The 25405-nt window shown below is 72.8% G+C and carries 18 protein-coding genes; 10 read left to right on the top strand and 8 right to left on the bottom strand.

The annotated features are described in order from the left end of the window. Positions 1–176: 176 nt before the first annotated feature. The 3 genes from N3K63_RS13485 to N3K63_RS13495 are packed head-to-tail and all read left to right on the top strand — an operon-like array spanning position 177 to position 7020. Positions 177–2243, top strand: coding sequence for a beta-galactosidase (locus N3K63_RS13485; protein WP_261580710.1), 2067 nt, complete (start codon positions 177–179; stop codon positions 2241–2243). After that, entirely contained in the window at positions 2240–4528 is a 2289-nt protein-coding gene (gene yicI / locus N3K63_RS13490; RefSeq protein ID WP_261580711.1) for an alpha-xylosidase, read from the top strand. Before N3K63_RS13485 ends, yicI begins: the two co-directional genes overlap by 4 nt. Beyond that, positions 4525–7020 (top strand): glycoside hydrolase family 3 C-terminal domain-containing protein, encoded by a 2496-nt coding sequence (locus tag N3K63_RS13495; RefSeq protein WP_261580712.1) that lies wholly within the window; start codon positions 4525–4527, stop codon positions 7018–7020. Before yicI ends, N3K63_RS13495 begins: the two co-directional genes overlap by 4 nt. A 200-nt stretch (positions 7021–7220) precedes the next feature. Here N3K63_RS13495 and N3K63_RS13500 read toward each other — a convergent pair whose 3' ends face one another. From N3K63_RS13500 to N3K63_RS13520, 5 genes are all read right to left on the bottom strand, one after another. Beyond that, positions 7221–8402, bottom strand: coding sequence for a sensor histidine kinase (locus N3K63_RS13500; protein WP_261580713.1), 1182 nt, complete (start codon positions 8400–8402; stop codon positions 7221–7223). A 106-nt stretch (positions 8403–8508) separates the two neighbouring features. Then, entirely contained in the window at positions 8509–10788 is a 2280-nt protein-coding gene (locus N3K63_RS13505; RefSeq protein ID WP_261580714.1) for a beta-xylosidase/alpha-l-arabinosidase, read from the bottom strand. After that, complete coding sequence (locus tag N3K63_RS13510; RefSeq protein ID WP_261580715.1) at positions 10785–11672, bottom strand: carbohydrate ABC transporter permease; 888 nt, start codon at positions 11670–11672, stop codon at positions 10785–10787. The genes N3K63_RS13505 and N3K63_RS13510 overlap by 4 nt, the downstream gene beginning before the upstream one ends. After that, on the bottom strand, positions 11669–12691 hold the full coding sequence (locus N3K63_RS13515) for a carbohydrate ABC transporter permease (RefSeq protein ID WP_261580716.1): 1023 nt from the start codon (positions 12689–12691) through the stop codon (positions 11669–11671). Before N3K63_RS13515 ends, N3K63_RS13510 begins: the two co-directional genes overlap by 4 nt. An 8-nt stretch (positions 12692–12699) precedes the next feature. Next, positions 12700–13989, bottom strand: a complete 1290-nt coding sequence (locus tag N3K63_RS13520) for an ABC transporter substrate-binding protein (protein WP_261580717.1) — start codon at positions 13987–13989, stop codon at positions 12700–12702. Positions 13990–14165: 176 nt separating this feature from the next. On the opposite strand from N3K63_RS13520, the gene N3K63_RS13525 reads away from it, so the two are divergent. Continuing rightward, entirely contained in the window at positions 14166–15173 is a 1008-nt protein-coding gene (locus tag N3K63_RS13525) for a LacI family DNA-binding transcriptional regulator (RefSeq protein WP_261580718.1), read from the top strand. A gap of 63 nt (positions 15174–15236) precedes the next feature. Here N3K63_RS13525 and N3K63_RS13530 read toward each other — a convergent pair whose 3' ends face one another. Continuing rightward, entirely contained in the window at positions 15237–16391 is a 1155-nt protein-coding gene (locus N3K63_RS13530) for an ROK family transcriptional regulator (protein ID WP_261580719.1), read from the bottom strand. A gap of 59 nt (positions 16392–16450) precedes the next feature. Between N3K63_RS13530 and xylA the strand changes: the two genes are divergently transcribed. Together xylA and xylB are read left to right on the top strand one after the other, a co-directional pair. After that, positions 16451–17638: a xylose isomerase gene (gene xylA, locus N3K63_RS13535; protein WP_261580720.1), complete on the top strand. Its 1188-nt coding sequence runs from the start codon at positions 16451–16453 to the stop codon at positions 17636–17638. Positions 17639–17773: 135 nt separating this feature from the next. After that, entirely contained in the window at positions 17774–19057 is a 1284-nt protein-coding gene (gene xylB, locus N3K63_RS13540) for a xylulokinase (RefSeq protein ID WP_261580721.1), read from the top strand. Positions 19058–19196: 139 nt separating this feature from the next. Here the strand turns inward: xylB and N3K63_RS13545 are convergent, their stop codons facing one another. Then, positions 19197–19901 carry a GTP pyrophosphokinase gene (locus tag N3K63_RS13545; RefSeq protein ID WP_261580869.1) on the bottom strand — a complete coding sequence of 235 codons (705 nt, stop codon included), beginning with the start codon at positions 19899–19901 and terminating at the stop codon, positions 19197–19199. A gap of 63 nt (positions 19902–19964) precedes the next feature. Further along, complete coding sequence (locus N3K63_RS13550) at positions 19965–20534, bottom strand: flavin reductase family protein (protein ID WP_261580722.1); 570 nt, start codon at positions 20532–20534, stop codon at positions 19965–19967. Positions 20535–20674: 140 nt separating this feature from the next. Here N3K63_RS13550 and N3K63_RS13555 point away from each other — a divergent pair, with 140 nt between their 5' ends. The 4 genes from N3K63_RS13555 (at position 20675) to N3K63_RS13570 (ending at position 25359) form a co-directional block, all read left to right on the top strand. Then, positions 20675–21532, top strand: coding sequence for a sulfurtransferase (locus N3K63_RS13555; RefSeq protein ID WP_261580723.1), 858 nt, complete (start codon positions 20675–20677; stop codon positions 21530–21532). A 115-nt stretch (positions 21533–21647) separates the two neighbouring features. Next, complete coding sequence (locus tag N3K63_RS13560; RefSeq protein ID WP_261580724.1) at positions 21648–23081, top strand: O-acetylhomoserine aminocarboxypropyltransferase/cysteine synthase family protein; 1434 nt, start codon at positions 21648–21650, stop codon at positions 23079–23081. A gap of 147 nt (positions 23082–23228) precedes the next feature. Beyond that, positions 23229–24206 carry a PLP-dependent cysteine synthase family protein gene (locus tag N3K63_RS13565; protein WP_261580725.1) on the top strand — a complete coding sequence of 326 codons (978 nt, stop codon included), beginning with the start codon at positions 23229–23231 and terminating at the stop codon, positions 24204–24206. 1 nt (position 24207) lies between these two features. Then, positions 24208–25359 (top strand): cystathionine gamma-synthase, encoded by a 1152-nt coding sequence (locus N3K63_RS13570; RefSeq protein WP_261580726.1) that lies wholly within the window; start codon positions 24208–24210, stop codon positions 25357–25359. Positions 25360–25405 lie beyond the last annotated feature (46 nt).

Below are 25405 nucleotides of genomic sequence, written 5' to 3' on the forward strand. Positions count from 1 at the left end.
CTTCGGTGCGTCGGCGGGAAGGCGCCGTGCCAGATGTGCCGGCGGTCCCCACCGGCGGTGTCGTTGTGGCTAGTATATGGTGAAATTGTTGAAGCGCTTCGACAATGCCCGACGATGAGCACGGCTCGGCGGAGAGCACTGCGGCGCACTCGGATACGACCAAGGCCGGACGTTTCATGCCAGACAGCCCCCGCACCCCCGGTGAGCGCCCCGCCGGCGCGCGCGCGTTCGACGCCCTGACGGCCGAGCGCGGCATCCTCTTTGGCGGCGACTACAACCCCGAGCAGTGGCCGCGCGACACCTGGCGCGAAGACGTCGAGCTCATGCAGCGCGCGGGCGTCAACGTGGTCACCGTCGGCGTGTTCAGCTGGGCGATGCTCGAGCCCACCCCCGGTGCGCGCGAGTTCGGCTGGCTCGACGAGGTGCTCGACCTGCTGCACGCCGGCGGCATCTCGGTCGACCTCGCCACGCCCACCGCCTCGCCGCCGCCGTGGCTGGGGGTGCGCCACCCCGAGACCCTCCCCGTCGACCCCGACGGCGTGCGGCTCGTCGCCGGCTCCCGCAACCAGTTCGCCCCCGCCTCGCGCGTCTACCGCGAGGCCGCGCTGGCCATCACCCGCGACCTCGCCGAGCGCTACCGCGACCACCCCGCCGTGCGCATGTGGCACGTGGGCAACGAGTTCGGCCAGCTCGACTACGGCGACGAGGCGGCCCGCGCGTTCCGCGACTGGCTGAGCGCGCGCTACGGCACCATCGAGGCCCTCAACGAGGCGTGGGCGACGGCGTTCTGGTCGCAGCGCTACGCCGACTTCGACGAGATCCTGCCGCCGCGCCGGGCGCCCTACCTGATCAACCCCACGCAGTCGCTCGACTTCCGCCGCTACACCTCCGACGAGCTGCGCGCGTGCTACCTCGAGCTGCGCGACGCCATCCGCGACACCGGCGCCCACCAGCCGATCACCACCAACTTCATGGGGCCGTTCCATCACGCCGACTACTGGTCGTGGGCGGACGAGGTCGACGTCATCAGCGACGACCAGTACCCCGACCCGGCCGACCCCGACGCCCCCGCCGACATCGCGTTCGCGCAGGACCTCATGCGGGGCCTCGGCGGCGGGGCGCCGTGGGTGCTCATGGAGCAGGCCATCAGCGCCGTGCAGTGGCGCGGCCACAACCTCCCCAAGACCCCCGCCCGCGCCCGTCTCGACTCGCTGCAGGCGGTCGCCCGCGGCGCCGACGGCATCAGCTTCTTCCAGTGGCGCCAGTCCCGGGCCGGCGCCGAGCGCTTCCACTCCGGCATGCTGCCGCACGCCGGGGCCGACACCGAGGTGTTCGCCGGTGTGTGCCGGCAGGGCGCCGACCTGCAGCGGCTGCGCCCGGTCGTCGGCAGCCGGGTCGCCGCGCGCACCGCGCTGCTGTTCGACTGGTCGTCGTGGTGGGCCGCCGACGAGCCCGCCCGCCCCACCACGCGCCTGACGACCCTCGAGCAGGTGCAGCGCTGGTACCGGTCGCTGTGGCGGCGCAACGTACCGGTCGACGTCGTGGCCCACGGCGCCGACCTCACCGGCTACGACCTCGTCGTCGTGCCGCACAGCTACGTGCTCGAACCCCCCGCCGCCGCGGCGCTCATCGCCGCCGCCGAGCACGGCGCGCAGGTGGTCATCGGACCCTTCAGCGGCGTCGCCGACGTCAACGGCCACATCCTGCAGGGGCGCTCGCCCGTGCAGCTGCGGGGCCTGGTCGGCGCCAGCGGCGAGGAGTGGGCGGGTCTGCCGGATGCCGGTGCGGCCGTCGATCTCGCCGGTCTCACCGTCGCCGGGGCGGCCACCGCCGGCATCCTCGCCGAGAAGCTCCGCAGCGACGGCGCCGAGGTGCTCGCGAGCTTCGCCGACGGCGACCTCGCCGGTCGCCCCGTCGTCACCCGCAACGCCGCCGGCGCGGGCTCCGCCTGGTATGTGGGCGCCGTGCTCGGCGACGACCTGCTGGATGCCGTGCTGGCCGAGGCCCTCGCCGCGGCCGGCGTCGACGGCATCCGGCCCGAACCTTCCGCCGAGGCTGCCACGGCAGCCGTCGAGGCGGTGCGGCGCGGCGACGCGCTGTTCCTCCTCAACCGCGGCGACACACCCGCCCAGGTGCGGGTGCCCGGCGAGTGGGTCGACCTGCTCACCGACGAGACGACGGACAACCTCGTGACGATCGCCCCCTGGGACGCGCGAGTACTGATGGAAAGGCACCACTCGTGAAGTTCACCGACGGCTACTGGCTCACCCGCCCCGGCATCACCCCGCTGTACGCAGCCGAGGTCGACGACATCCGCGCCGACGCCGACGCCGGCACCCTCACCGTCTACGCGCCGACGGCCACCATCCGCCACCGCGGCGACACGCTCAACCGGCCGATGATCACCACGACCTTCTCGGCGCCCGCGCCGGGCGTGGTCAAGGTGCGCGTGCAGCGCCACGCCGGCGCCGTGCACCGCGGCCCCGACTTCGCCGTCACCGGCGAGGAGGGCTTCGTGCCCGCCGTCACCGCCGACGCGTCGGAGGGCGTGCTGGATGCCGGCGACCTGCGGGTGCGCGTCACCCGCGGCGGCGCGTGGCACGTGGCCTTCGAGCAGGGCGACCGGGTGCTCACCACCTCGCTGCCGCGGTCGGTCGGCCACATGACCGGGGACGGGCAGAGCTGGGTGCACCAGCAGCTGTCGATCGAGCCGGGCGAACGGGTCTACGGCTTCGGCGAACGCTTCGGCGCGTTCACGAAGAACGGCCAGACCGTCGAGACCTGGAACGCCGACGGCGGCACCTCGAGCGAGCAGGCCTACAAGTCGGTGCCGTTCTACCTCACCAGCCGCGGCTACGGCGTGTTCGTCGACAGCCCCGACGCGGTCTCGTTCGAGGTCGGCTCGGAGGTCAACTCGCGCGTGCAGTTCTCGGTGCCCGGCGAGACCCTCGACTACTACGTCATCGCCGGCCCCGCCCCCAAAGACGTGCTGCGCCGCTACACCGCCCTCACCGGTCGCCCCGCCCGCGTGCCGGCGTGGTCGTTCGGCCTGTGGCTGACCACGTCGTTCACCGCCGCGTACGACGAGCAGTCGGTCACCGAGTTCGTCGACGGCATGGCCGAGCGCGACCTGCCGCTGTCGGTGTTCCACTTCGACTGCTTCTGGATGCGCGAGTACCAGTGGACCGACTTCACCTGGGACGAGCGCACCTTCCCCGACCCCGACGGCCAGCTCGCGCGGCTGCACGAGCGCGGCCTGAAGATCTCGGCGTGGATCAACCCCTACATCGCGCAGCGCTCGGGGCTGTTCGCCGAGGCGGCCGAGAAGGGCTACCTGCTGAAGACCACCGTCGGCGGCGTCTGGCAGTGGGACATGTGGCAGGCCGGCATGGGCATCGTCGACTTCACGAACCCCGACGCGTGCGAGTGGTACGCCGGGCACCTGCGCGCCCTCGTGGCGCAGGGCGTCGACAGCTTCAAGACCGACTTCGGCGAGCGCATCCCCACCGAGGGCGTCGCCTGGCACGACGGCTCCGACCCGCAGCGCATGCACAACTACTACCCGCAGCTGTACAACGAGGTCGTCTTCCGCGTACTCGAGGAGGAGCTCGGTGCCGGGCAGGCCGTGCTGTACGCGCGGTCGGCCACCGCGGGCGGTCAGCAGTTCCCGGTGCACTGGGGCGGCGACAACGACTCCACGCTGTTGTCGATGGCCGAGACCCTGCGCGGCGGCCTGTCGCTGGCGATGAGCGGCTTCGGCTACTGGAGCCACGACATCGGCGGCTTCGAGGGCACCCCGGATGCCGGGGTGTTCAAGCGCTGGCTGGCCTTCGGTCTGCTCTCCTCGCACTCGCGCCTGCACGGCTCGGGCACCGTCCGGGTGCCGTGGGCCTTCGACGACGAGGCCGTCGAGGTCACGCGCCGGTTCACGACGCTCAAGCTGCGCCTCATGCCGTACCTGGCCCGCGTGGCCGAAGAGGCCCACACCGACGGCATCCCGATGATGCGTCCGCTCGTGCTCGAGTTCCCGGGCGACCGCACGACCCACGACGCCGACGTGCAGTACCTGCTGGGCGACAGCCTGCTGGTCGCGCCGGTGTTCACCGCCGACGGGTCGGTGGAGTACTACCTGCCCGAGGGCCGGTGGACCTCGCTGCTGCACGGCGACGTCGCCGACGGCCGCCGCTGGGTGAGCGAGCAGCACGGCTACGACTCGGTGCCGCTGCGGGTGCGGCCCGGCACGGTGCTGCCGTGGGGCGCCTCCGAGGCGCGGCCCGACTACGACTGGGCCGACGGGGTGACGCTGCGCTGCTTCGAGCTGCCCGACGGCTACGACGCCGAGACGGTCGTCCCCGGCCTCGACGGCGCGCCCGCCACCACGTTCCGCGTGCGGCGCGAGGGGGGTCGCATCACGGCATCCTCCACCGACGCCCACGCCGGCTGGAGCCTGCAGGCCGGCGACGCGGTCGCCACCGCCGACGGCGCCGGCGAGATCTCGATCGAGGTCGCGGGGGAGGCCGGCGCATGAGCGGCGAGGCCTTCCGGCGCACCGACCTGCCCGTCGCCGCGCGGGCCGAAGACCTGCTCGGCCGGCTCAGCCGCGAGGAGCGCATCGCGCTGCTGCACCAGGCCATGCCGGCCATCGACCGCCTCGGCATCGCGCGGTTCCACACCGGCTGCGAGGCGCTGCACGGCCTGGCGTGGGTGGGCACCGCCACGGTGTTCCCGCAGCCGGTGGGCCTGGCCGCCGCGTGGGACCCCGAGCTCGTCACGCAGGTCGCCGAGGTCGTGGCCACCGAGGTGCGCGCCAAGCGCGCCGACGGCGCCAACGTCGGACTCAACGTCTGGGCGCCGGTGGTCAACACGCTCCGGCATCCGCTCTGGGGACGCAACGAAGAGGGCTACTCCGAAGATCCGCACTACACCGGCCAGCTCGGCGCCGCCTACAGTCGGGGGCTGCGCGGCGACCACGAGCGGGTGTGGAAGACGGTGCCCTCGCTCAAGCACTTCCTCGGGTACAGCAACGAGACCGACCGCTCGGCGACCTCGTCGGAGATGTCGCTGCGCACCCTGCACGAAGAAGAGCTGCCCGCTTTCCGCGACGCGATCGAGCAGAAGGTCGCCGGCAGCATGATGCTCGCCTACAACCAGGTCAACGGCGTGCCCGCCCACACCCAGCCCGAGCTCGTCGCCGAGGCGCGCACGTGGACCGACGAGTCGATCGCGATCGTGTCGGATGCCGGTGCGCCCACGTTCCTCGTCACCATCCAGGGCGCCCAGCCCGACCAGGTGCACGGCGCCGCCGCGCTCGTGCGCTCGGGCATGGACTCGTTCACCGACAACGACCAGAACGCCCAGCCGACGATCGACTACGTCACCGCCGCGCTGGCGCAGGGCCTGCTCTCCGAGGCAGAGGTCGACCAGGCCGTGCAGCGGCTGCTGGAGATGCGGGTGCGCACCGGCGAGTTCGACGGCGACGCCGACCCCTACGCCGGCATCGTCGCCGCCGACCTCGACACCCCCGCCGCCCGCGAGCTCGCCCGCGAGGCCGTGGCCCGGCAGGTGGTCGTGCTGCGCAACGACGCCGCCGTGCTGCCGCTGACAGAGCCCGCCTCGATCGCGGTGGTGGGGCCGATGGCCGACCTCGTGCTCACCGACTGGTACTCGGGCACCCCGCCCTACATGGTCGGCATCGCCCAGGGCATCGCCGAGCGCTACCCGCAGGCGCGTGTCGAGGTCGTCACCGGCGCCGACACCGTGGCCCTGCGCGCCGCGTCGGGCTACGTCGCCGCCAGCGCCGACGGTGCCCGCGTCGACGCGGTCGCCGCCGAGCGCACCGCGGCGACCCTGTTCGACGTGACCGACTGGGGCGACGGCATCCTCACCCTCCGCTCCGGCGCGAGCGGCCGCCTGCTCACCGGCGGCGCCTGGCCCATGCGGGCCGATGCCGACCGCGTCGGCGGCTGGGTCGTGCAGGAGAGCTTCCGCCGGCACGTGCACGCCGACGGCACCTGGTCGCTGCTGCACCTGGGCTCCGGGCGCTGGGTGCGCGTGGTGCGCGAGGTGGGGCTGCTGGTGGCCGAGGCTGTCACCCTCGACGACGCCGCACGCTTCGAGGCCGAGACCGTCACCACGGGGCTCGAGGTCGTCGCCACCGCCGCCACCGCCGCCGACGTCGTGATCGTCGCCGTCGGCAACGACCCGCACCTGTCGGGGCGCGAGACCGCCGACCGCCCGCACCTGCTGCTGCCCACCGCGCTCACCGACGTGTGGCGGGCCGCCCGCGGGGTCAACCCGCGCAGCATCCTCACGATCGTCTCGAGCTTCCCGTACGTGCTGGCCGAGGCCGGGGGCGCCGAGACGGTCGTCTGGTCGAGCCACGGCGGGCAGGAGCTCGGCCACGGCGTGGCCGACGTGCTCTCGGGCGACCGCGAGCCGGTCGGCCGCCTCGCCCAGTCGTGGCCCGCCGACCCCGACCAGGCCGGCGACCTGTTCGACTACGACACGCAGCGCCAGCAGGCCACCTACCGGCACCAGCCCGAGCCCTACGCGTTCGCGTTCGGGCACGGCCTCACCTACGGCGAGGTGACCTACGAGGCAGTCGCGCTCGACGCGGACTCGGTGCCCGCCCCCGCCCCGACGCACCGGCATCCGGCGCTCGCCGCCCGCCCCGACGAGCACGTCGTCACCGCGACGGTGTCGGTGCGCAACACTGGCGATCGTGCCGTCGACGAGCTCGTGCAGGTGTACGCGCTCGCGCCCGAGCTGCCGATCGCCGCCCCGCGCCGCCTGCTGCTCGGCTACGCGCGCGTGCGGCTGGAGCCCGGCGAGGCCCGCGCAGTCGCGGTGCCGTTCGCCGTGGAGCGGCTGGCCGTGTGGGACGGGGCGCTGCGCCTGCCGGGCGCCCCCGCCGACTGGCTGCACGAGGGCGCGCTGCGCGTGCAGCCCGGCACCTACGAGATCGCCGCCGGCCCCTCCGCCGACGAGCTGGTGGTCACCGCCCCGCTGTCGGTCGCCTGACGGGTCCGGCGCGGGTGGCGCGGCCGCGAGAGAACAACGGGGCGCCGAGAGAACGGGTGTCGACCGTTCCCTCGGCGCCCAGGTGTTCTCTCGGCGACGGGGCGGGGCCGACGGGGCGTGACGGGGCGGGGCGCGACGGGGCGCGACGGGGCGCGGCGTGACGGGGCGGATGCCGCGGCATCCGGGAGGGGGAGCGGCGGTCAGGCGGGGGTGTGGGGGAGGAGGATCCACACGCGGGCGCCGCCGGCGGGGGACTCCTCGATGCCGATGTGGCCGCCGTGCGCGTGCACGATGTGACGGCATGTCGACAGGCCGATGCCGAGGCCGGGGGCCGCGGTGTCGCTGCCCCGGGTGAGCAGATCGAACACGCTCTCGCGCTCGGCCTCGGGCACGCCCGGTCCGTTGTCGTCGACCGTGATGCGCCAGCCCAGCGGGTCGGACTCGGCGGTGACCTCGATGAACGGGGCGGCGCCGGCGGCCGGGGCGAACTTGAGCGCGTTGGCGAGGAGATTCTGGAACAGCACCCGCAACAGCGTCGGGTCGCCGGTGACCGTGGCATCCGCGTCGACGACGATGGTGGCGCCTGCCGCGCGGATCGCGGCATCCAGGTCGCCGAGCGCGCCGCCGAGGATCTCGGACAGCGCGACCTCGGTGCGCTTGGGGTGGGCGCCGCCGACGCGGGCGTAGTCGAGCAGGTCGGTGACCATGTCGGTCATGCGTCCCGCGGCCCCCTCGGCCTGGGCGATCGCGCGCGCGGCGCCGGGGGCGGCGGCCATGTCGGGGCTGTCGGCGGCGATCTCGAGGTAGCCGACCAGCGCGGTGAGCGGATTGCGGAGGTCGTGGCTCACGCGGCCCGCGAACGAGGCGAGCTGCTCGTTGGAGCGGCCGAGCTCGCGGGTGAGCCGGCGCAGCTCGAGCACGTCGACCACCTGGTGGGCGAGCAGGTTGAGTCCCTCGCTCTGCGACGGGGCGAGCTCGCCGGTCTCGTCGTCGAACACGCACAGCGTGCCGATGATGACGCCCTCGGGCGTGCGCAGCGGGCTCGAGGCGTAGAAGCGCACGTGCGCGATCTCGCCGGTGACGAACGGGTTCGATGCGAAGCGCGCGTCGATGCGCGCGTCGGAGACTGAGATGGGGCGCTTCTCGGTCAGCACGACGGTGCACATGGAGTCTTCGCGGGAGCACACGTCGGGTTCGAAGCCGACGGCGGCCACCTGGTGCTGGTGGCGCTCGTCGATGATGTTGATCACGGCCTTCGGCACGGCGCACAGGCTGGCGGCCAGCTGCACGAGGCCTTCGAGGTCGGGCTCGGCCGGTCCGGTCAGCACGTCGTAGCGCGCGATCGCCTCGACGCGCACCCGTTCTTCGATCGTCGTCGTCACACCGGACTCCCCATAGACGTATTCAGCCTGATCAGACTATCCGTGCCGCACGCCCGCCGGGCCCCGGAACCCGGCCACGCCCGCCGGGCCCCGGATCCGGCCAAGGTCAGCTGACGCGGGTGCGGATGGCGGCGGGGGCCAGGCGGGCGTCGGCGGGCGTCGGGGTGTACACCGGCCCGGTCAGGGTGACGGTCGTCTCGGTCTCGCGGTCGGCGCACGAGCCGCCGACCCACAGCTCGATGTCGCCGGGCTCGACGATGCGCGCCCCGGCGCGGCCGGTGAAGGCGAACCGCGTGGGCGGCACGGCGAACTCGACGATCGCCGACTCTCCCGGCTGCAGGGCCACGCGCTGGTAGGCCACCAGCTGCGCGACGGGGCGCACGACGCTCGCGTGCACGTCGCGGGCGTAGAGCTGCACGAGGTCGACCCCGGCCCGGTCGCCGGTGTTGGTCACCTCGACGGATGCCGTGAACGTCGCACCCGTGTCGGCCTCGGCCGGCGCCGTCAGGTCGGTGCGCGCGAACGTCGTGTACGACAGGCCGTGCCCGAAGGGCAGCGTCGGCGTGCTGTGGGCGCTCGTCACCCCCGACGACCCGCCGAGCAGCGGGTGCAGGTAGGAGTAGGGCTGCGCGCCGGCCGACCGGGGGAGGGAGACCGGCAGGTGCCCCGAGGGGCACAGCCGCCCCGACAGCACTCCGGCGATGGCGGCCCCGCCCTCCTCGCCGGGGAAGAAGGCCTGCACCACGGCGGCGGGGCGATGCGGACCCTCGATGGCCCAGTCGATTGTGTAGGGGCGGCCCGACAGCACGACCAGCACCACCGGCGTCCCCGTGGCGACCACCGCCTCGACGAGGTCCCGCTGCACGCCGGGCAGTTCGAGGCTCTCGACGTCGTTGCCCTCGCCGACGGTGCCGCGGCCGAACAGGCCGGCGCGGTCGCCGACCACCACGATGGCCGCATCGGCCGACGCGGCCGCCTCGACGGCATCCGGGATGCCGGAGCGGTCGGCCCCTTCGACGTCGCATCCGGGGTGCACGGTGATGCCGGCGCGCGGCATCTCGCCGCGCAGCGCCGTGAGCACATCGGGGATCTCGAACCCCATCGGATGCCCCGGGTGGTGGGCGAGCACGTGGTTGGCGAACGAGTAGCACCCCATCAGCGCCTCGGCCGCCGCGGCGTTGGGGCCGATCACGGCCAGACGCCGACCGTCCTCCCCGCCGAGGGGCAGGATGCCGTCGTTGGTGAGCAGCACGACCGATTGCTCGGCCAGGCGGCGGGCGATGCCCCGGTGCACGGGGCTGTCGAGGTCGATGCGGGTCGGCGGCGTCTCGAAGGTCTCATCGAGCAGGCCGAGCTCCTCCTTCTGGGCGATCACCCGTCGCACCGCGGTGTCGATCAGCTGCTCGTCGATCCGGCCCTGCTCGATCGCCGCCCGCAGCGGGCCGGCGAAGGCGTCGCCGGTGGGCAGCTCCACATCCACCCCGGCCTCAAGGGCCAGCACCGCCGCCTCGCCGAGGTCGGCGGCGATGCCGTGCGTGGTGTGCAGGAAGTTGACGGCGAAGTAGTCCGAGACCACGACGCCGTCGAATCCCCACTCCCCGCGCAGCAGGTCGGTCAGCAGCTCGCGCGAGGAGGCCACCGGGATGCCGTCGATGTCGGTGTACGAGTTCATCACGCTGCGCGCGCCGCCGTCGCGCACCGCCATCTCGAACGGCGGCAGGAACACGTCGGCGATCTCGCGCGGCCCGGCGTGCACGGGGGCGTGGTTGCGCCCGGCCTGCGAGGCCGAGTAGCCGACGAAGTGCTTGAGGGTGGCGTGCACGCCGCCGTCCTGCAGTCCGCGCACGTAGGCGGTGCCGATGGTGCCGACGACGTACGGGTCTTCGGCGATGCACTCGTCGACCCGCCCCCACCGGGGGTCGCGCACCACGTCCAGCACGGGGGCGAGCCCCTGGTGGATGCCGAGCTCGCGCATCGACGCGCCGATCGCCCGCCCCATCTCCTCGACGAGGTCGGCGTCGAAAGCGGCGCCCCACGCCAACGGGGTCGGGAAGGTCGCCGCCTTCCACGCCGCCAGCCCCGTGAGGCACTCCTCGTGGACGATCGCGGGGATGCCGGCGCGCGTGCGCGTGCGCAGTCGACGTTGCTCGGCCCACAGCCACCCGGCGCGTTCGACGGGGTCGACGGGGCGGGTGCCGTAGACGCGCGTGAGGTGTCCGATGCCGTGGACGGTGGCATCCTCGTAGCGCGTGCTGCTGACCATCTCGCCCGCCATCGGGGCGACCACCACGCCGTCTTGATCGACCCAGTAGCCCACCAGCTGGGCGAGCTTCTCCTCTCGGCTCATCCCCGACACGATCGCTTCGACGCGTTCCGACACGTTCATCCCTTCACCGCTCCGGTCAGCCCGCCGACGATCCGCCGCTCGAAGACGCTGAAGAACACGAGCGCGGGGATCATCGACAGAGATGTGAACGCCAACACCTTGGCGGTGTCGACGGAGTACTGCGACGAGAACGCCTGCACACCGAGCGGCAGGGTGAAGGTGGACTGGTCGTTGAGGATGTACAGCGGCAGCAGGTAGCTGTTCCAGCTGCCGATGAAGGCGAGGATGCCGACGGTGATGACACCGGGCAGCGCGAGCGGCAGCACCATCCGCCAGAAGAACCCGAGGCGACTGCATCCGTCGATGAAGGCGGCCTCCTGGATCTCGGCGGGGATGGACCGCAGGAACGGTACCAGGATGATGATCGTCGTCGGCAGCGCGAAGGCGATCTGGGGCAGGATCACGCCGGTGAGCGAGTTCATCAGACCGAGCGAGCGCACGACGATGTACAGCGGGGTGATCGCGACGGTCAGCGGGAACATGAGGCCCGCGGCGAAGAGGGCATACAGGGCGCCGCGGCCGCGGAAGCGGTAGCGGGCGAGGGGGTAGGCGGCCATCAGCCCCAGCACGACCACGCCGACCGTGGTCGCCACGGCGGCGATGGTGGAGTTGAGCACCTCGCGCCAGAAGACCGGCCCGGCGAGCACGTCGAGGTAGTTCTTGCCCACCCACGGGTCGGGCCAGCCCGCCGGGTCGACGGTGATCTGCGCGTTGGTGCGGAAGCCGCCGATCACGATGTAGAGGATCGGGGCGAGCATCAGCGCGATCACCAGCAGGGCGACGAACCCCACGACGGGCGTCGACCACCGGATGGGGCGGGGCCCGCGCCGGGGCGGGGCGGAGCGCTCGGGCGCGGAGCGGGGGGAGGCGGCGAGGGCGGTCATCGGGTGGGCCTGTCGGTGAGGGCGCCGTCGGTGTCGCGGCGCAGCACGTAGCGCTGATAGATCAGGGCGACGACGAGGGAGATGAGGAACAGCACCACCGCGACGGCGTTGCCGTAGCCGAACGCTCCCGCGTTGCGGCCGTTGGCGACCATGTAGGTGACCATCGTGGAGGTGCCCGCGGTGGAGGCGATGTACTGCCCCCAGATGATGTAGACCAGGTCGAACAGCTGCAGGGCGCCGATGATCGACAGGAACGCCCAGATGCGCAGCGTGGGGGCCAGCAGCGGCAGTGCGATGCGGCGCTGGATCTGCCAGAACGAGGCGCCGTCGAGGGCGGCCGCCTCGTAGAGCTCTTCGGGGATGCCCTGGAGGCCGGCGAGGAAGAGGATGACGGCGAAGCCGATGTACTTCCAGGTGAGGATGGCCATCAGCGTCCAGATGGCGATGTCGGGGTCGGCGAGCCAGTCCTGCGCGAGGGTGCCCAGGCCCAGGCTCTCGAGCATGCCGTTGAGCGCGCCCTGCGTCTGCAGCATGAGGCTCAGCCCGGTGCCCACGACCACCTCGGAGATCACGTACGGCACGAAGATCAGCACCCGGATGAGCGATTGCCCCCGCATCCGGCGGTTGAGCAGCAGCGCGAGCAGGATCGCCGCCGGCCCCTGCAGCACGAGGGAGGCCACCACGATGAACGCGTTGTGGCCGAGCGCCTCCTGAAACTGCGGGTCGGTGAGGATGACGACGTAGTTCTGCAGGCCGACGAAGTCGGTGGCGGGGCCGTAGCCGCTCCAGCGGAAGAAGCCGTAATACGCCGCCATCGCCACCGGGAAGATGACGAACCCGACGAAGAAGAGGGCGGCGGGGCCCACGAGCAGGGCGATCTCGAGGCGGGCGGGCCACCGGGAGGAGGCCCGCGGGCGTCGGCGCGGCGAGGACGGGGGCGGCGTGGGCGCGCCCCCGTCCTGCGGTGCGACCTCCGCCGACGACGGGGGCGTCGTCAGGGTGTTCGCGCGGGTTGGCATGAACCTGATCAGCCCTTCTTGCCGGCCTGGTTGGCGGCGTCGACGAGCTCCTGCGGCGTGCTCTTGCCCGCGAGCATGTCGACGACGGCCACGTTCAGCGCGTTGCCGACGCTCTGGCCGAGGATCGTGTCGAGCCACTGCGACACGAACGGCGCCTTGTTGTACGACTCGAGGATCTGCTGCAGATAGTCCTCGGTGACCGCCTTCTGCGCCTCGGTGTTCACCGGCGGGGAGGAGAAGGCCGTGTAGTAGGCGATCTGCTGCTCGTTCGATCCGATGAAGTTGAGGAAGTCGGCGCACGCGGCCGGCGCCTGCGCGGCGCACGAGTAGCCGTCGACGCCGCCCATCATCGAGCCGGGCTCGCCCTCGCCGCCGCTGACCTCCGGGAACGGGTACCAGGCCAGGTCGGGCAGCGGCTTCTGGTCGGGGGTGAGCGAGGCGATCACGCCCGGGTCCCACGCGCCCATCAGCTCGCCGCCGGCCTTGTGGTTGGCCACGAGACCGGCCGAGCTGCCCGCGCCCTGCTGGGCGGAGGTGGTGAGGAAGCCCTCGTTGAACGGCTCGGTCTTCGCGAAGGCGTCGAGGTCTTCAGCCGCCTTCACCCAGCATCCGTCGCTGAAGTCCTTCGAGTCGCCGGTGGCCTCCATCGTCTTCGGGGAGCACTCGCGGATCGCGAACCAGTAGAACCAGTGCGCGGCCGGCCACGCGTCTTTGGCGCCGAGCGCCAGCGGTGCCACCCCGATCGACTTGAGCTTGTCGTTGGCGGCGACGAGCTCGTCGACGGTCGTCGGGGTCTCGGTGACGCCCGCCTGCTGGTAGAGGTCCTTGCTGTAGAAGATGCCGCCGGGCAGCACTGACAGCGGCATCGCCCAGATCTTGTCCTGGTAGGTCTCGGCCTTGAACGATCCGGCCGAGATGTTCTCCTTCGCCTCACCGGCGATCTTGTCGGTGAGGTCCATGAGCTGGCCGGCGGAGGCCATGGCCGTCATCTTGCCGCCGCCGCGCTGCAGGAAGATGTCGGGCGGGTCGCCGGCGTTGAGCGCGGTCTGGAGCTTGCCGTCCATGTCTTCGTTCTGCACGGACTGCATCTCGATCGTGACGTTCGGGTTCTCCTTCTCGAACGCGGCGATGGCGTCTTCCCAGTATTGCTGTCCGGGTCCGGTGGTGGAGTTCTGCCACAGCGTCATGGCGACCTCGCCGTCTGCGGATTCGGCGGATCCGCCGCCGCTGCAGCCACTCAGCGCGAGCGCGCCGAGCACTGCGATCGCTGAGCCCGCGAGGAGCTTGCGAGTGATCATGTGATTCCCCTCTTCATCGAGTCGCACCTCGGCCATCGAGGTGTGGGCACATCTGGGCGGAGCCGGTGCGGGGCGCCGCGCTTCGGGCGCTCCCGAAGTCCCGATTAGTTTCCGGTGACCACAAATTCGTGTCAACCGTTTTCGAAAACGGTTTCCAGTCGTTATCCTTCTGTGCCATGGCCCTGCGTCCGACCATCCACGACGTCGCCCGCGATGCCGGGGTGTCGGTCTCCACGGTGTCCAAAGCGGTCAACGGGCGCTACGGCGTGGCATCCGAGACGGTCGAGCGCGTGCTCGCCTCGGTGCAGCGTCTCGGCTACGCGTCGAGCCTCATCGCGAGCAGCATGCGCTCCTCGCGTACGGGGGTGATCGGCGTGCTCGTGGCCGACTTCGAGCCCTTCAGCACCGAGGTGCTCAAGGGCGTGAGCACGGCGCTGCGGGGCCACGCGTTCGACCTGCTCGCCTACAGCGGGTCGCAGGGGCCGGATGCCGCGGGGTGGGAGCGGCGCTCGCTCAGCCGCCTGAGCGGCACGCTCATCGACGGGGCGATCATCGTGACGCCGACCGTCGTGAACGTGCCCGTCGACGTGCCGATCGTCGCCGTCGACCCCCACACCGGTCCCGCCGACCTGCCGACCGTCGAGGCCGACAGCTTCGGCGGCGCGCTGCAGGCGGTGCGCTACCTCATCGAGCTCGGGCACACGCGGATCGCCTTCGTCGCGGGGCGCAGCGACCTGCGCTCCTCGATCGCCCGCGACGCCGGGTACCGCCGGGCGCTGGCCGATGCCGGCATCCCGTTCCGCCCCGACATGATCGCGATCGGCGGGTACGACACCGAGGCCGGCCGTGAGGCCGCCCGGGCGCTGCTGTCGCACGCGGGCAGGCCGACCGCGATCTTCGCCGCCAACGACATGTCGGCGCTCGCGGTCATCGACGTCGCGCGCGAACTGGGACTGCGGGTGCCCGAGGATCTCTCGGTGATCGGCTTCGACGACGTGCCCGAGGCGTCGCAGGCCACCCCGGCGCTGTCGACCGTGCGCCAGCCGATGAAGCGCATCGGCGCGGCCGCAGCGACCATGCTGCTCGGACTGCTCGATGCCCCCGGCGGCGACGCCGCCCCGTCGCACCTGCGCCTGCCGACCCGTCTCGTGCCCCGCGGCACGACCGCCCCGCCCACCCGCTGACCCGCCCGCCGGAGCGGGCGCCCCGCGCCGGGGAGCCCGCGGCGCGGGGTGCGGGGTTCGAGGTCAGCCGACCGGGGCCCGGAGGAGGGGGGCGAAGGCGATCTCGGCGGCGCCGATGAGCAGGCGGTCGCCGGCGAGGCCGGCCGAGAGGATGCGCAGGCCCTCGCCGTTGGCCGACATCGCCTGGCCGCGCACGGCGTCGACGAGGTCGGAGCCGCTGAACTCGGAGATCAGCGCGAGGAACCCGCCGAGCACGATCACCTCGGGGTTGAGCACGTTCACCGCGTTGGCGAGCGCGGTGGCGAGGATGCGGCGCTGCCGGGCCACCTCGTCGGCCACGGCCGGGTCGGCCGAGGCGGTCAGCGCGGCGCGCAGGCCGCCGTCGTCGACGGCCGGGATGCCGAGGGCGGCCAGCAGCCGGGCGCGGCTGACCTCGTCTTCGAGCACGCCGTCGGGGGCGCTCCGATCGGCCTCGACCGCGATGCCGGGGCGGTTCTGCCCGAACTCGCCGGCGTAGCCGCGGGCTCCGGTGACGGGGATGCCGTGCACGATGAGCCCGCCGCCGATGCCCGAGGCGCCGCCGTTGAGGTAGACGACGTCGTCGATGCCGTGCGCGGCGCCGAACAGGTGCTCGGCCAGGGCGCCGAGGCTCGCGTCGTTGTCGACGGCCACCGGCAGCCCGGTCGCAGCGCCGACGAGGTCGCGCAGCGGCGCGTCGGTCCAGTCCAGGTGCGGGGCGCGGCGCACCAGTCCGTCGTCGGCGCGCACCAGTCCCGGCACGGCCAGGCCGATCCCCACGATGCGGGCGGATGCCAGGGGTCCCTCGCGCCACGCTGCCACGCGCGCGGCGATGAGGGCGGCGGTGTCGTCGGGGGAGATGAGTCCGGTCTGCTCGTGGCGCTCGCGCACGACGATGCGCCGGTCGAGGCCGACGGCGGCGATCTCGACGGCATCCACCTCGGGGTTGGCCGCGATGGCGACGATGCCCGGGTGGGCCGAGACGATGGGCGACGGGCGACCGACGCGGCGCTCGGAGGCGCTGAAGCCGGGGGCGTGCTCTTCGACGAGCCCGCCGTCGACCAGTTCGGTGACGAGGTCGGCGATCGTCGAGCGGTTGAGGCCCGTCTCTTCGGTCAGCGCCGAGCGCGACCGGGGGCCGCCGAGGTGCACGCTGCGCAGCAGGCGGGCGAGGTTTCGCTGTCGGACGCTGTCTTCCACATCTTCATCGTAGTATGTTGGGACCAACAACAATTGGGTCACTCGCGCAAAGGAGCAACATGCCCACCCCCACGCCCGCCGATAAGTTCACCTTCGGTCTCTGGACCATCGGCTACAACGGCACCGATCCGTTCGGCGGACCGACCCGCAAGCCTCTCGACGTCGTTCACGCGGTCGAGAAACTCGCCGAGCTCGGGGCCTACGGCCTCACCTTCCACGACGACGACCTCTTCGCGTTCGGCTCCACCGACGCCGAGCGCCAGACGCAGATCGACCGCCTGAAGGGCGCGCTCGAGGCGACCGGCCTGGTCGTGCCGATGGTCACCACCAACCTCTTCTCGGCGCCGGTGTTCAAGGACGGCGGGTTCACCTCCAACGACCGCGACGTGCGCCGCTACGCCATCCGCAAGGCGATCCGCCAGCTCGACCTCGGTGCCGAGCTCGGCGCCGAGACCTTCGTCATGTGGGGCGGCCGCGAGGGCGCCGAGTACGACGCGGCCAAGGACGTGCGCCAGGCGCTGGAGCGCTACCGCGAGGCCGTCAACCTGCTGGGCGACTACGTGACCGACAAGGGCTACGGCATCCGCTTCGCGATCGAGCCCAAGCCCAACGAGCCCCGCGGCGACATCCTGCTGCCGACGGTCGGCCACGCGCTCGCGTTCATCGAGTCGCTCGAGCGTCCCGAGCTGGTGGGTCTGAACCCCGAGGTCGGCCACGAGCAGATGGCAGGACTGAACTTCGCCGCCGGCATCGCCCAGGCGCTCTACCACGGCAAGCTCTTCCACATCGACCTCAACGGTCAGCGCGGCATCAAGTACGACCAGGACCTGGTATTCGGTCACGGCGACCTGCACAACGCGTTCGCGCTGGTCGACCTGCTCGAGAACGGCGGCCCCGGCGGCACCCCCGCCTACACCGGCCCGCGGCACTTCGACTACAAGCCCTCGCGCACCGAGGACGAGACGGGCGTGTGGGAGTCGGCATCGGCCAACATGCGCACCTACCTGCTGCTCAAGGAGCGCGCCGCGGCCTTCCGCGCCGACCCCGAGGTGCAGGAGGCGCTGGCCGCCGCGAAGGTCGCCGAGCTCGCCGTGCCGACCCTCGGCGAGGGCGAGTCGTACGACGACTTCATCGCCGACCGCGCCTCGTACGAGGACTTCGACGCCGACGCCTACCTGGGCGGCAAGGGCTTCGGCTTCGTGCGCCTGCAGCAGCTGGCCACCGAGCACCTGCTCGGCGCCCGCTGACCCGCTGACCCGCTGCGCCCCTCCTCCCTGTCCGCGAGAGAACAACCGGGCGCCGAGGGTACGGGTGACGCCCGTGCTCTCGGCGCCGCGGTGTTCTCTCGCGGACGGTGGGGCCGTGAACGAGAGGATGCCGGCATGGCGCTGGTGATGGGGGTCGACTCGTCGACCCAGTCGTGCAAGGTCGTGATCGTCGACACCGCGACCGGAGCGGTCGTGCGCGAGGGGCGCGCGTCCCACCCGGACGGCACCTCGGTCGACCCGGAGGCGTGGTGGCGCGCGCTACAGCAGGCCATCGCGGATGCCGGTGGCCTCGGCGACGTGGCGGCGTGGGCCATCGGGGGGCAGCAGCACGGCATGGTCGCCCTCGACGCCGACGGCCGCGTCGTCCGCGACGCGCTGCTGTGGAACGACACCCGATCGGCCGGTGCCGCCGCCGACCTGGTGGCCGAGTTCGGCGCCGACGAGCTCGCCCGGCGCACGGGCCTCGTGCCGGTGGCATCCTTCACCATCACCAAGCTGCGCTGGCTGCGCGATGCCGAGCCCGAGCACGCCGCCCGGGTGGCGGCGGTGGCCCTGCCGCACGACTGGCTCACCTGGCGGCTGCGCGGCTTCGGGCCGCAGCACCCGGTGCTCGACGAGCTGGTCACCGACCGCTCCGACGCCTCCGGCACGGGCTACTGGAACCCCGACACCGGCGCCTACGACCGCGAGCTGCTCGTGGCGGCGCTCGGTCACGACGCCCTGCTGCCGCGCGTGCTGGCGGCGGGCGAGGGCGTGACGGATGCGGACGGCCGGGCTGTCGGCGCCGGCGCCGGCGACAACGCGGGCGCCGCGCTCGGGGTGGGCGCGGGCCTGGGCGACGTGGTCGTCTCGATCGGCACGAGCGGCACGGTGTTCGCGGTGAGCGCCGAGCGCACGACGGATCCGACCGGGATCGTCGCGGGCTTCGCCTCGGCCGACGGGCACTTCCTGCCGCTGGTGTGCACCCTCAACGCCTCGCGCGTGCTCGACGCGATCCGCGGCCTCCTGGGCGTCGACCACGCCGAGCTCAGCCGGCTCGCCTTGGCCGCCGAGCCCGGCGCCGGCGGCGTGCAGCTGGTGCCCTACTTCGAGGGCGAGCGCACCCCCAACCTGCCCGACGCGACGGCATCCCTCACCGGGCTGACGCTGGCCTCGACCACGCGCGAGAACCTCGCCCGCGCCGCCGTCGAGGGGATGCTGTCCGGCCTGGCCGCCGGCCTCGACGCGGTGCGCGCGCTCGGCGTGCCGCTGGAGCGGGCGCTGCTGATCGGCGGCGGCGCCCAATCGGAGGCGGTGCGCGCCGTCGCGCCGCAGGTGCTCGGCATCCCCGTCGAGGTGCCCGCCCCCGCCGAGTACGTCGCCCTCGGCGCCGCCCGCCAGGCCGCCGCGCTCGTCTGACCCGGCTCGCCCCGACGGACCCGGGCTCGCCCCGGCCCGACCCGGCCGCGAGAGAACACCTGCGCGCCGAGGGTGCGGGTGCCACCCGTTCTCTCGGCGCTGAGATGTTCTCTCGCGGGCGAGGGGCGACCTGTGGGGCTCAGACCGCGGACAGGCGGCCGGGGGCCGGGGGGAGCGGGGTGGCGCGGGAGCCGTGCAGCTCGTCGTGCAGACGCTCCATGCGGGCATCGAGCAGGGCGGCCGAGTCGGCGGCGTCTTTGAGCTCGGCGACGAGGCCGTCGGGCACGATGCCGGCGTACTTGTAGTAGATCTTGTGCTCGAGGCTCGCCCAGAAGTCCATGGCGATGGTGCGGAACTGCACCTCGACGGTGACCGCGACCCGTCCGGTCGACAGGAACACCGGCACGGCGAGGATCGCGTGCAGGCTCTTGTAGCCGTTGCGCTTGGGCGTGGCGATGTAGTCCTTCACCTCGAGCACGGTGATGTCGTCCTGCGCGGCGAGCAGGTCGAACAGGCGGTACGCGTCTTTGACGAAGCTGCACGTCACCCGCACCCCGGCGATGTCGGTGATGTTCGCGCGCACCGACTCGAAGTCGCCGGCCACGCCCTTGCGCAGCACCTTGTCGACGAGGCTGTCGGCCGACTTCACGCGGCTCGAGACGTGCTCGATCGGGTTGTAGTCGTGGGTGAGCTGGAACTCGTCGCGCAGGATGCCGAGCTTGGTCTCGATCTCGCGCAGGCCGAACTGGTACTGCAGCACGAACTGCTGGAACTCGTCGCGCATCGATCGCAGCTGCTCGGGGGTGAAGGTCGCCAGCCCCTCGTCGGTGATGACGGACAGCATCGGCGCCGGGTGGGGGTCCATGCTCCGACGGTAGCGGGGGCGGCTACGCGGATGCTGGGAAGATCACACGTCCAGTCGCGAGTGGTCGCCGAGGCGGTGCCAGGTGCGGTTGTGGTAGACCAGCGCGTCGCCGGCGGCGCCCGGTTCGACGTCGCGCGCGACGCTGGACTGCAGCGCGTGGGCGGCGATGACCGTCGATGTGCCGGCATCCATGCGGCCGATCACGGCGCAGCGCGCCCAGGCGCGCACGTCGTTGTAGACCGGCTCGCCGGTGACCAGGCGCGACCAGCGGTGGGTCTCGGCGAAGCGGTCGATGCCGCTGGTGGCGCCGAGCTTGGCGATGTCGATGTCGTTCGCGTCGAGCAGGTGCACGACGACCGTCTCGGCGCGCTCGAGCACCGGGGCCGCCGACGACAGCGCCGAGATGGAGAAGATGAGCAGCGGCGGCTCGGCGCTGACACTCGAGACCGAGGTGGCGGTGAGGGCCACGGGGCCCTCGCCCGCGTCGGCGGTGATGACGGCGACGCCGCCGGGGTGTCCGCGGAACAGCGACTTGAACTCCTCCGCCGACAGCGACGACGCGAAGCGGTGCGCGCCGGCGGGGTGGGCTGCGGAGACGGGATTCGTGGACATGCATCGACGGTATGCCGCGATCGCACCCCGTGGCGCGGCGTGTGTGACTGCGTGACCGTTCGTGAAGGAATGTGACACGACCGTGACACCGTGTTGCGTCCCCCCGCGCGCTGTCCGCCGTCGCGGTTCAGCATGGCGACATGTCTCACGTCGTGCCTGTCGATGCGCTCGTGGCCGAGCTGACGGCCGGTGCCCGCGTGCGCCTGCTGGATGTGCGGTGGCGACTGGACCGGCCCGAGGGGCGCCCCGAGTACCTCGCCGGGCACCTTCCCGGCGCCGTCTACGTCGACCTCGAGCGCGAGCTGGCCCGGCCCGGCCGGCCCGAGGAGGGACGGCATCCGCTGCCCGATCGCGACGACCTCACCCTCGCCGCGCGGCGCTGGGGACTCGAAGACGGCGACAGCGTCGTCGTGTACGACGACAACGACGGGGTGCCGGCCGCGCGCGCGTGGTGGCTGCTGCGCCGACACGGCGTGGACGTGCGCGTGCTCGACGGCGGCTTCCGCGACTGGGTGCGCGCGGGGCTGCGCCTCGAGCACAGCGACCGCGCCCCCCGCACCGGCCGCATCACCCTTCCGGATGCCGTCGTCGACGAGGCGGCCGCCATCGACGAGGCCGCCGTCGCGCCGCGCACCGGCGTGCTGGTCGATGTGCGCGCGCCGCAGCACTACCGCGGTCACGCGCCCGGACTCGACCCGGTCTCGGGCCACATCCCCGGGGCGGTGAACATCCCGACCGTCAGCCACATCGGCGCCGACGGGCGGCTGCGCGAGCCCGCCGACATCCGGGCGAACCTCGAGGGCTTCGGCATCACGCCCGGCACCCCCGTCGTGCTGTACTGCAGCTCCGGCATCCCGTCGGCCCACTCGGCGCTCGCCTTCGCCACCGCCGGCATCGGCACGCGGATCTTCGTCGGCTCGTGGAGCCAGTGGGCGCGCAGCCCCGGCCGCCCGGTGGCGGTGGGCGCGGGCGCCGCCGAGGTGATCGGCGCGGTCTGACCCGGGGCCCGGCCGCCGCGGTCGACCGCCGCCTGCACGCCCCGCCACCCGGCCCCGCGCCGCAACATCCCGCAACAACGCGGCACGCGGGCGCCCGGCCCGATGGAATGTCTTCATGACCTTCTCCGGCGAACCCGCAGCCGACCGCCCCCACGACGGCGCCCACGACCCGGCGCGCGGCCGCGCCGACGGCTTCGCCTCGATCCAGGTGCAGCGCGGCTACATCCCCGGCACCCCGCAGAACGCGGTCGCGCCCCCGATCTACCAGACGACCGCGTACGAGTTCGCGTCGCTGCAGGACGCCGCCGACATCTTCGCGCTGCGCAAGGTCGGCAACCTCTACAGCCGCGCCGCGAACCCGACGCAGCTGATCTTCGAAGAGCGCGTCGCGGCGCTGGAAGGCGGCCGCGCGGCGGTGGCCGTGGCATCCGGGCAGGCCGCCGTGGCGGTGGCGCTGCTGGCGCTGGCCAAGAGCGGCGAGCACATCGTGGCGGCGCGGCAGCTCTACGGCGGCACCGTCGACCTGTTCCAGGAAACCTTCGCCGACTGGGGCATCGAGGTCACCTTCGTCGACCAGGACGACCTCGACGCGTGGCGGGATGCCGTGCGGCCGACCACCCGCGCCCTGTTCGCCGAATCGGTCACCAACCCCACCGCGCTGGTGCTGGACGTGCGCGCGGTCGCCGACGTCGCCCACGACGCCGGGGTGCCGCTCGTCATCGACAGCACCGTCGCCACGCCCTACCTGCAGCGGCCCGGCGCCTTCGGCGCCGACATCGTGGTGCACTCGGCCACCAAGTACCTCGGGGGCCACGGCACCTCGATGGGCGGCGTGATCGTCGACATCGGTTCGTTCGACTTCGGCGCCGAGCCGGCGCGCTGGCCGCAGCTGACCGAGCCCTACGCGCGCATCAAGGACGTCGTGCTGTGGGACAGCTTCGGGGCCTCGGGGCAGGCGCTGGCCGTGCTCATCAAGACCAAGTACGTGCACGACCTCGGCCCGTCGCTGTCGCCCTTCAACGCCTTCCAGCTGCTGCAGGGGCTCGAGACGCTCGACCTGCGCATCGCCCGGCACACCTCCTCGGCGCTCGAGGTGGCGCAGTACCTCGCCGACCATCCGGGCGTCGCGGCCGTTCACCACCCGGGCGTCGCCGGCAACCCCGGTGCCGCCGCCGCGCGCACCTACCTGACGCGCGGTGCGCCGGCGGTGTTCTCGTTCGACCTCGTCGCCACCGGCGACGCCGACGCCGACCGCGACCGCGTGCACCGGTTCGTCGACGGACTGCGCCTGGTGAAGCTCGTCGCCAACATCGGCGACGCCCGCTCGCTGGTGGCCCACCCGGCGTCGATGACCCACAGCCACCTCACCCCGCAGCAGTTCGCCGAGGCAGGGATCTCGCCCACGACCATCCGCCTCTCGATCGGTCTCGAAGACCCCGCCGACATCGTCGCCGACATCGCCCAGGCTCTGGGCGCGGTGGCCGTGCCGGCGGATGCCGTGGCCGCCGCACCCGCGTCGTCGCCGGCGCCCGTCGAGATCACCTCGTGAGGTCCCGGCCGTCGCCGGCCGGGCTGTGTTACCGTAACCGTGTGTTCCTGACCTGTCGCTGTTGTCGCTGAGTGCTCCCGCACTCCTTCGACGACCCCGACAGACCGCCGTGCCTCTGCGTGCACGGCCACACCCACAGGACCCTTCATGCGCTACGCGTCTCACATCGCCGACCTCGTCGGCAACACCCCGCTCGTCCGCCTCGGCGCCGTCACCGACGGCATCCGGGCCACGGTGCTCGCCAAGGTCGAGTACTTCAATCCGGGCGGCTCGGCCAAAGACCGCATCGCCCGCAACATCATCGAGGCCGCCGAGCGTGACGGGCTGCTGAAACCCGGCGGCACGATCGTCGAGCCCACCAGCGGCAACACCGGCGTGGGCCTGGCGCTGCTGGCCCTGCAGCGCGGCTACCGGATGGTCTTCGTCGTGCCCGACAAGTTCGCCGGCGAGAAGATGGCCGTGCTGCGCGCCTACGGTGCCGAGGTCGTCGTCACCCCCACCAGCGTGCCGCCCGAGCACCCCGACTCGTACTACAGCGTCTCGGACCGCCTGGCCCGCGAGATCCCCGGGGCGTTCAAGCCCAACCAGTTCGCGAACCTCAACGGCCCGCGCGGGCACTACGAGACGACCGGCCCCGAGATCTGGCGCGACACCGACGGCCGGGTCACCCACCTGGTCGCCGGCATCGGCACCGGCGGCACCATCAGCGGCACCGGGCGCTTCCTCAAAGAGGCCTCGGCCGGTGAGGTCGTCGTCGTGGGCGCCGACCCCGAGGGCTCCATCTACTCGGGCGGCCCGCTGCACGGCTACCTGGTGGAGGGCGTCGGCGAGGACTTCTACCCCGCGACCTTCGACCCCGCCGTCGTCGACCGCTACGAGCGCGTCGGCGACGCCGAGAGCTTCACGATGACCCGCCGGCTCGCCCGCGAGGAGGGGCTGTTCGTCGGCGGCTCCAGCGGCATGGCGGTCGTCGCGGCGCTGCGCACCGCCCGCGACCTCCCCGACGACGCCGTCGTCGTGGTGGTGCTGCCCGACCACGGCCGCGGCTACCTCTCCAAGCTGTACGACGACGAGTGGCTCCATGCCCGCGGCGTCGCCCTCGACACCACCTCGACCGGAGCCTGACATGACCGTTCCCGCCCACCGCTTCGCGAGCCTCGCCGTACACGCCGGTCAGGATGCCGACGCCGCCACCGGCGCCGTGATCCCCCCGGTCCACTTCTCCACGACATATGCCCAAGACGGCATCGGTGGCCTCCGCGGCGGCTACGAGTACGGCCGCAGCGGCAACCCCACCCGCACCGCGCTGCAGACCCAGCTGGCCGCGATCGAAGGCGGCGCCCACGCGTTCTCGTTCGCGTCGGGCCTCGCCGCCGAAGACACCCTGCTGCGCGCCGTGCTGCAGCCGGGCGACGAGGTGCTGCTGGGCAACGACGTCTACGGGGGCACCCACCGGCTGCTCTCGCGCGTGCTCGGCCCGTGGGGCGTGAAGCTGCGGGTCGTCGACATGAGCGACCCGGATGCCGTGCGTGCGGCGATCGCGGCCCGGCCGCCCCGCATCCTGTGGGTCGAGACCCCGTCGAACCCGCTGCTGCGCATCACCGACATCGCCGGTCTCGCCGAGCTCGGCCACGCCGCCGGCGCCCTGGTCGTCGTCGACAACACCTTCGCCACCCCCGCGCTGCAGCAGCCCCTCGCCCTGGGCGCCGACGTCGTCGTGCACTCGACCACGAAGTACCTCGGCGGCCACTCCGACGTGGTCGGCGGTGCGCTGGTGCTGCGCGACGACGCCCTCGCCGAGAAGGTCGGCTTCCTGCAGTTCGCCGTGGGGGCGGTGTCGGGCCCGCTCGACGCGTGGCTCACCACGCGCGGCATCAAGACCCTGGCGGTGCGGATGCAGCGGCACAGCGAGAACGCCGCCGCCGTCGCCGCATTCCTCGAAGGGCATGAACGCGTCGCCCGCGTCTACTACCCGGGGCTCGCCTCGCACGCGGGGCACGAGCTGGCCGCGCGGCAGATGTCGGGCTTCGGCGGCATCGTGACCGTCGCGCTCGAGTCGGGCGCGGCGGCGCGCCGCTTCGCCGAAGCCACGCGGGTGTTCCAGCTGGCCGAGTCGCTGGGGGGCGTGGAGTCGCTCGTGAACTATCCCGACGCCATGACCCACGCCTCGGTGCGCGGCACCGAAGCGGCCGTGCCCGTCGAGATCGTGCGCCTGTCGGTGGGCGTCGAAGACGCCGCCGACCTGCTCGACGATGTGGAGCAGGCGCTGCGGGTGTGACCGACGCCCGTGGTTCCCGGGCATTGAGCTAGAAGGGATCGCCGGG

Source organism: Microbacterium festucae (assembly GCF_025421715.1).
GTDB classification, from domain to species: Bacteria; Actinomycetota; Actinomycetes; order Actinomycetales; family Microbacteriaceae; genus Microbacterium; species Microbacterium festucae.

Coding starts and splice junctions, on each gene's coding strand:
- N3K63_RS13485 (WP_261580710.1), top strand. CDS start 177: ATGCCAGACAGCCCCCGCACCCCCGGTGAGCGCCCCGCCGGCGCGCGC.
- N3K63_RS13495 (WP_261580712.1), top strand. CDS start 4,525: ATGAGCGGCGAGGCCTTCCGGCGCACCGACCTGCCCGTCGCCGCGCGG.
- N3K63_RS13505 (WP_261580714.1), bottom strand. CDS start 10,788: ATGAACGTGTCGGAACGCGTCGAAGCGATCGTGTCGGGGATGAGCCGA.
- N3K63_RS13510 (WP_261580715.1), bottom strand. CDS start 11,672: ATGACCGCCCTCGCCGCCTCCCCCCGCTCCGCGCCCGAGCGCTCCGCC.
- N3K63_RS13515 (WP_261580716.1), bottom strand. CDS start 12,691: ATGCCAACCCGCGCGAACACCCTGACGACGCCCCCGTCGTCGGCGGAG.
- N3K63_RS13520 (WP_261580717.1), bottom strand. CDS start 13,989: ATGATCACTCGCAAGCTCCTCGCGGGCTCAGCGATCGCAGTGCTCGGC.
- N3K63_RS13525 (WP_261580718.1), top strand. CDS start 14,166: ATGGCCCTGCGTCCGACCATCCACGACGTCGCCCGCGATGCCGGGGTG.
- xylA (WP_261580720.1), top strand. CDS start 16,451: ATGCCCACCCCCACGCCCGCCGATAAGTTCACCTTCGGTCTCTGGACC.
- xylB (WP_261580721.1), top strand. CDS start 17,774: ATGGCGCTGGTGATGGGGGTCGACTCGTCGACCCAGTCGTGCAAGGTC.
- N3K63_RS13545 (WP_261580869.1), bottom strand. CDS start 19,901: ATGCTGTCCGTCATCACCGACGAGGGGCTGGCGACCTTCACCCCCGAG.
- N3K63_RS13550 (WP_261580722.1), bottom strand. CDS start 20,534: ATGTCCACGAATCCCGTCTCCGCAGCCCACCCCGCCGGCGCGCACCGC.
- N3K63_RS13555 (WP_261580723.1), top strand. CDS start 20,675: ATGTCTCACGTCGTGCCTGTCGATGCGCTCGTGGCCGAGCTGACGGCC.
- N3K63_RS13560 (WP_261580724.1), top strand. CDS start 21,648: ATGACCTTCTCCGGCGAACCCGCAGCCGACCGCCCCCACGACGGCGCC.
- N3K63_RS13565 (WP_261580725.1), top strand. CDS start 23,229: ATGCGCTACGCGTCTCACATCGCCGACCTCGTCGGCAACACCCCGCTC.
- N3K63_RS13570 (WP_261580726.1), top strand. CDS start 24,208: ATGACCGTTCCCGCCCACCGCTTCGCGAGCCTCGCCGTACACGCCGGT.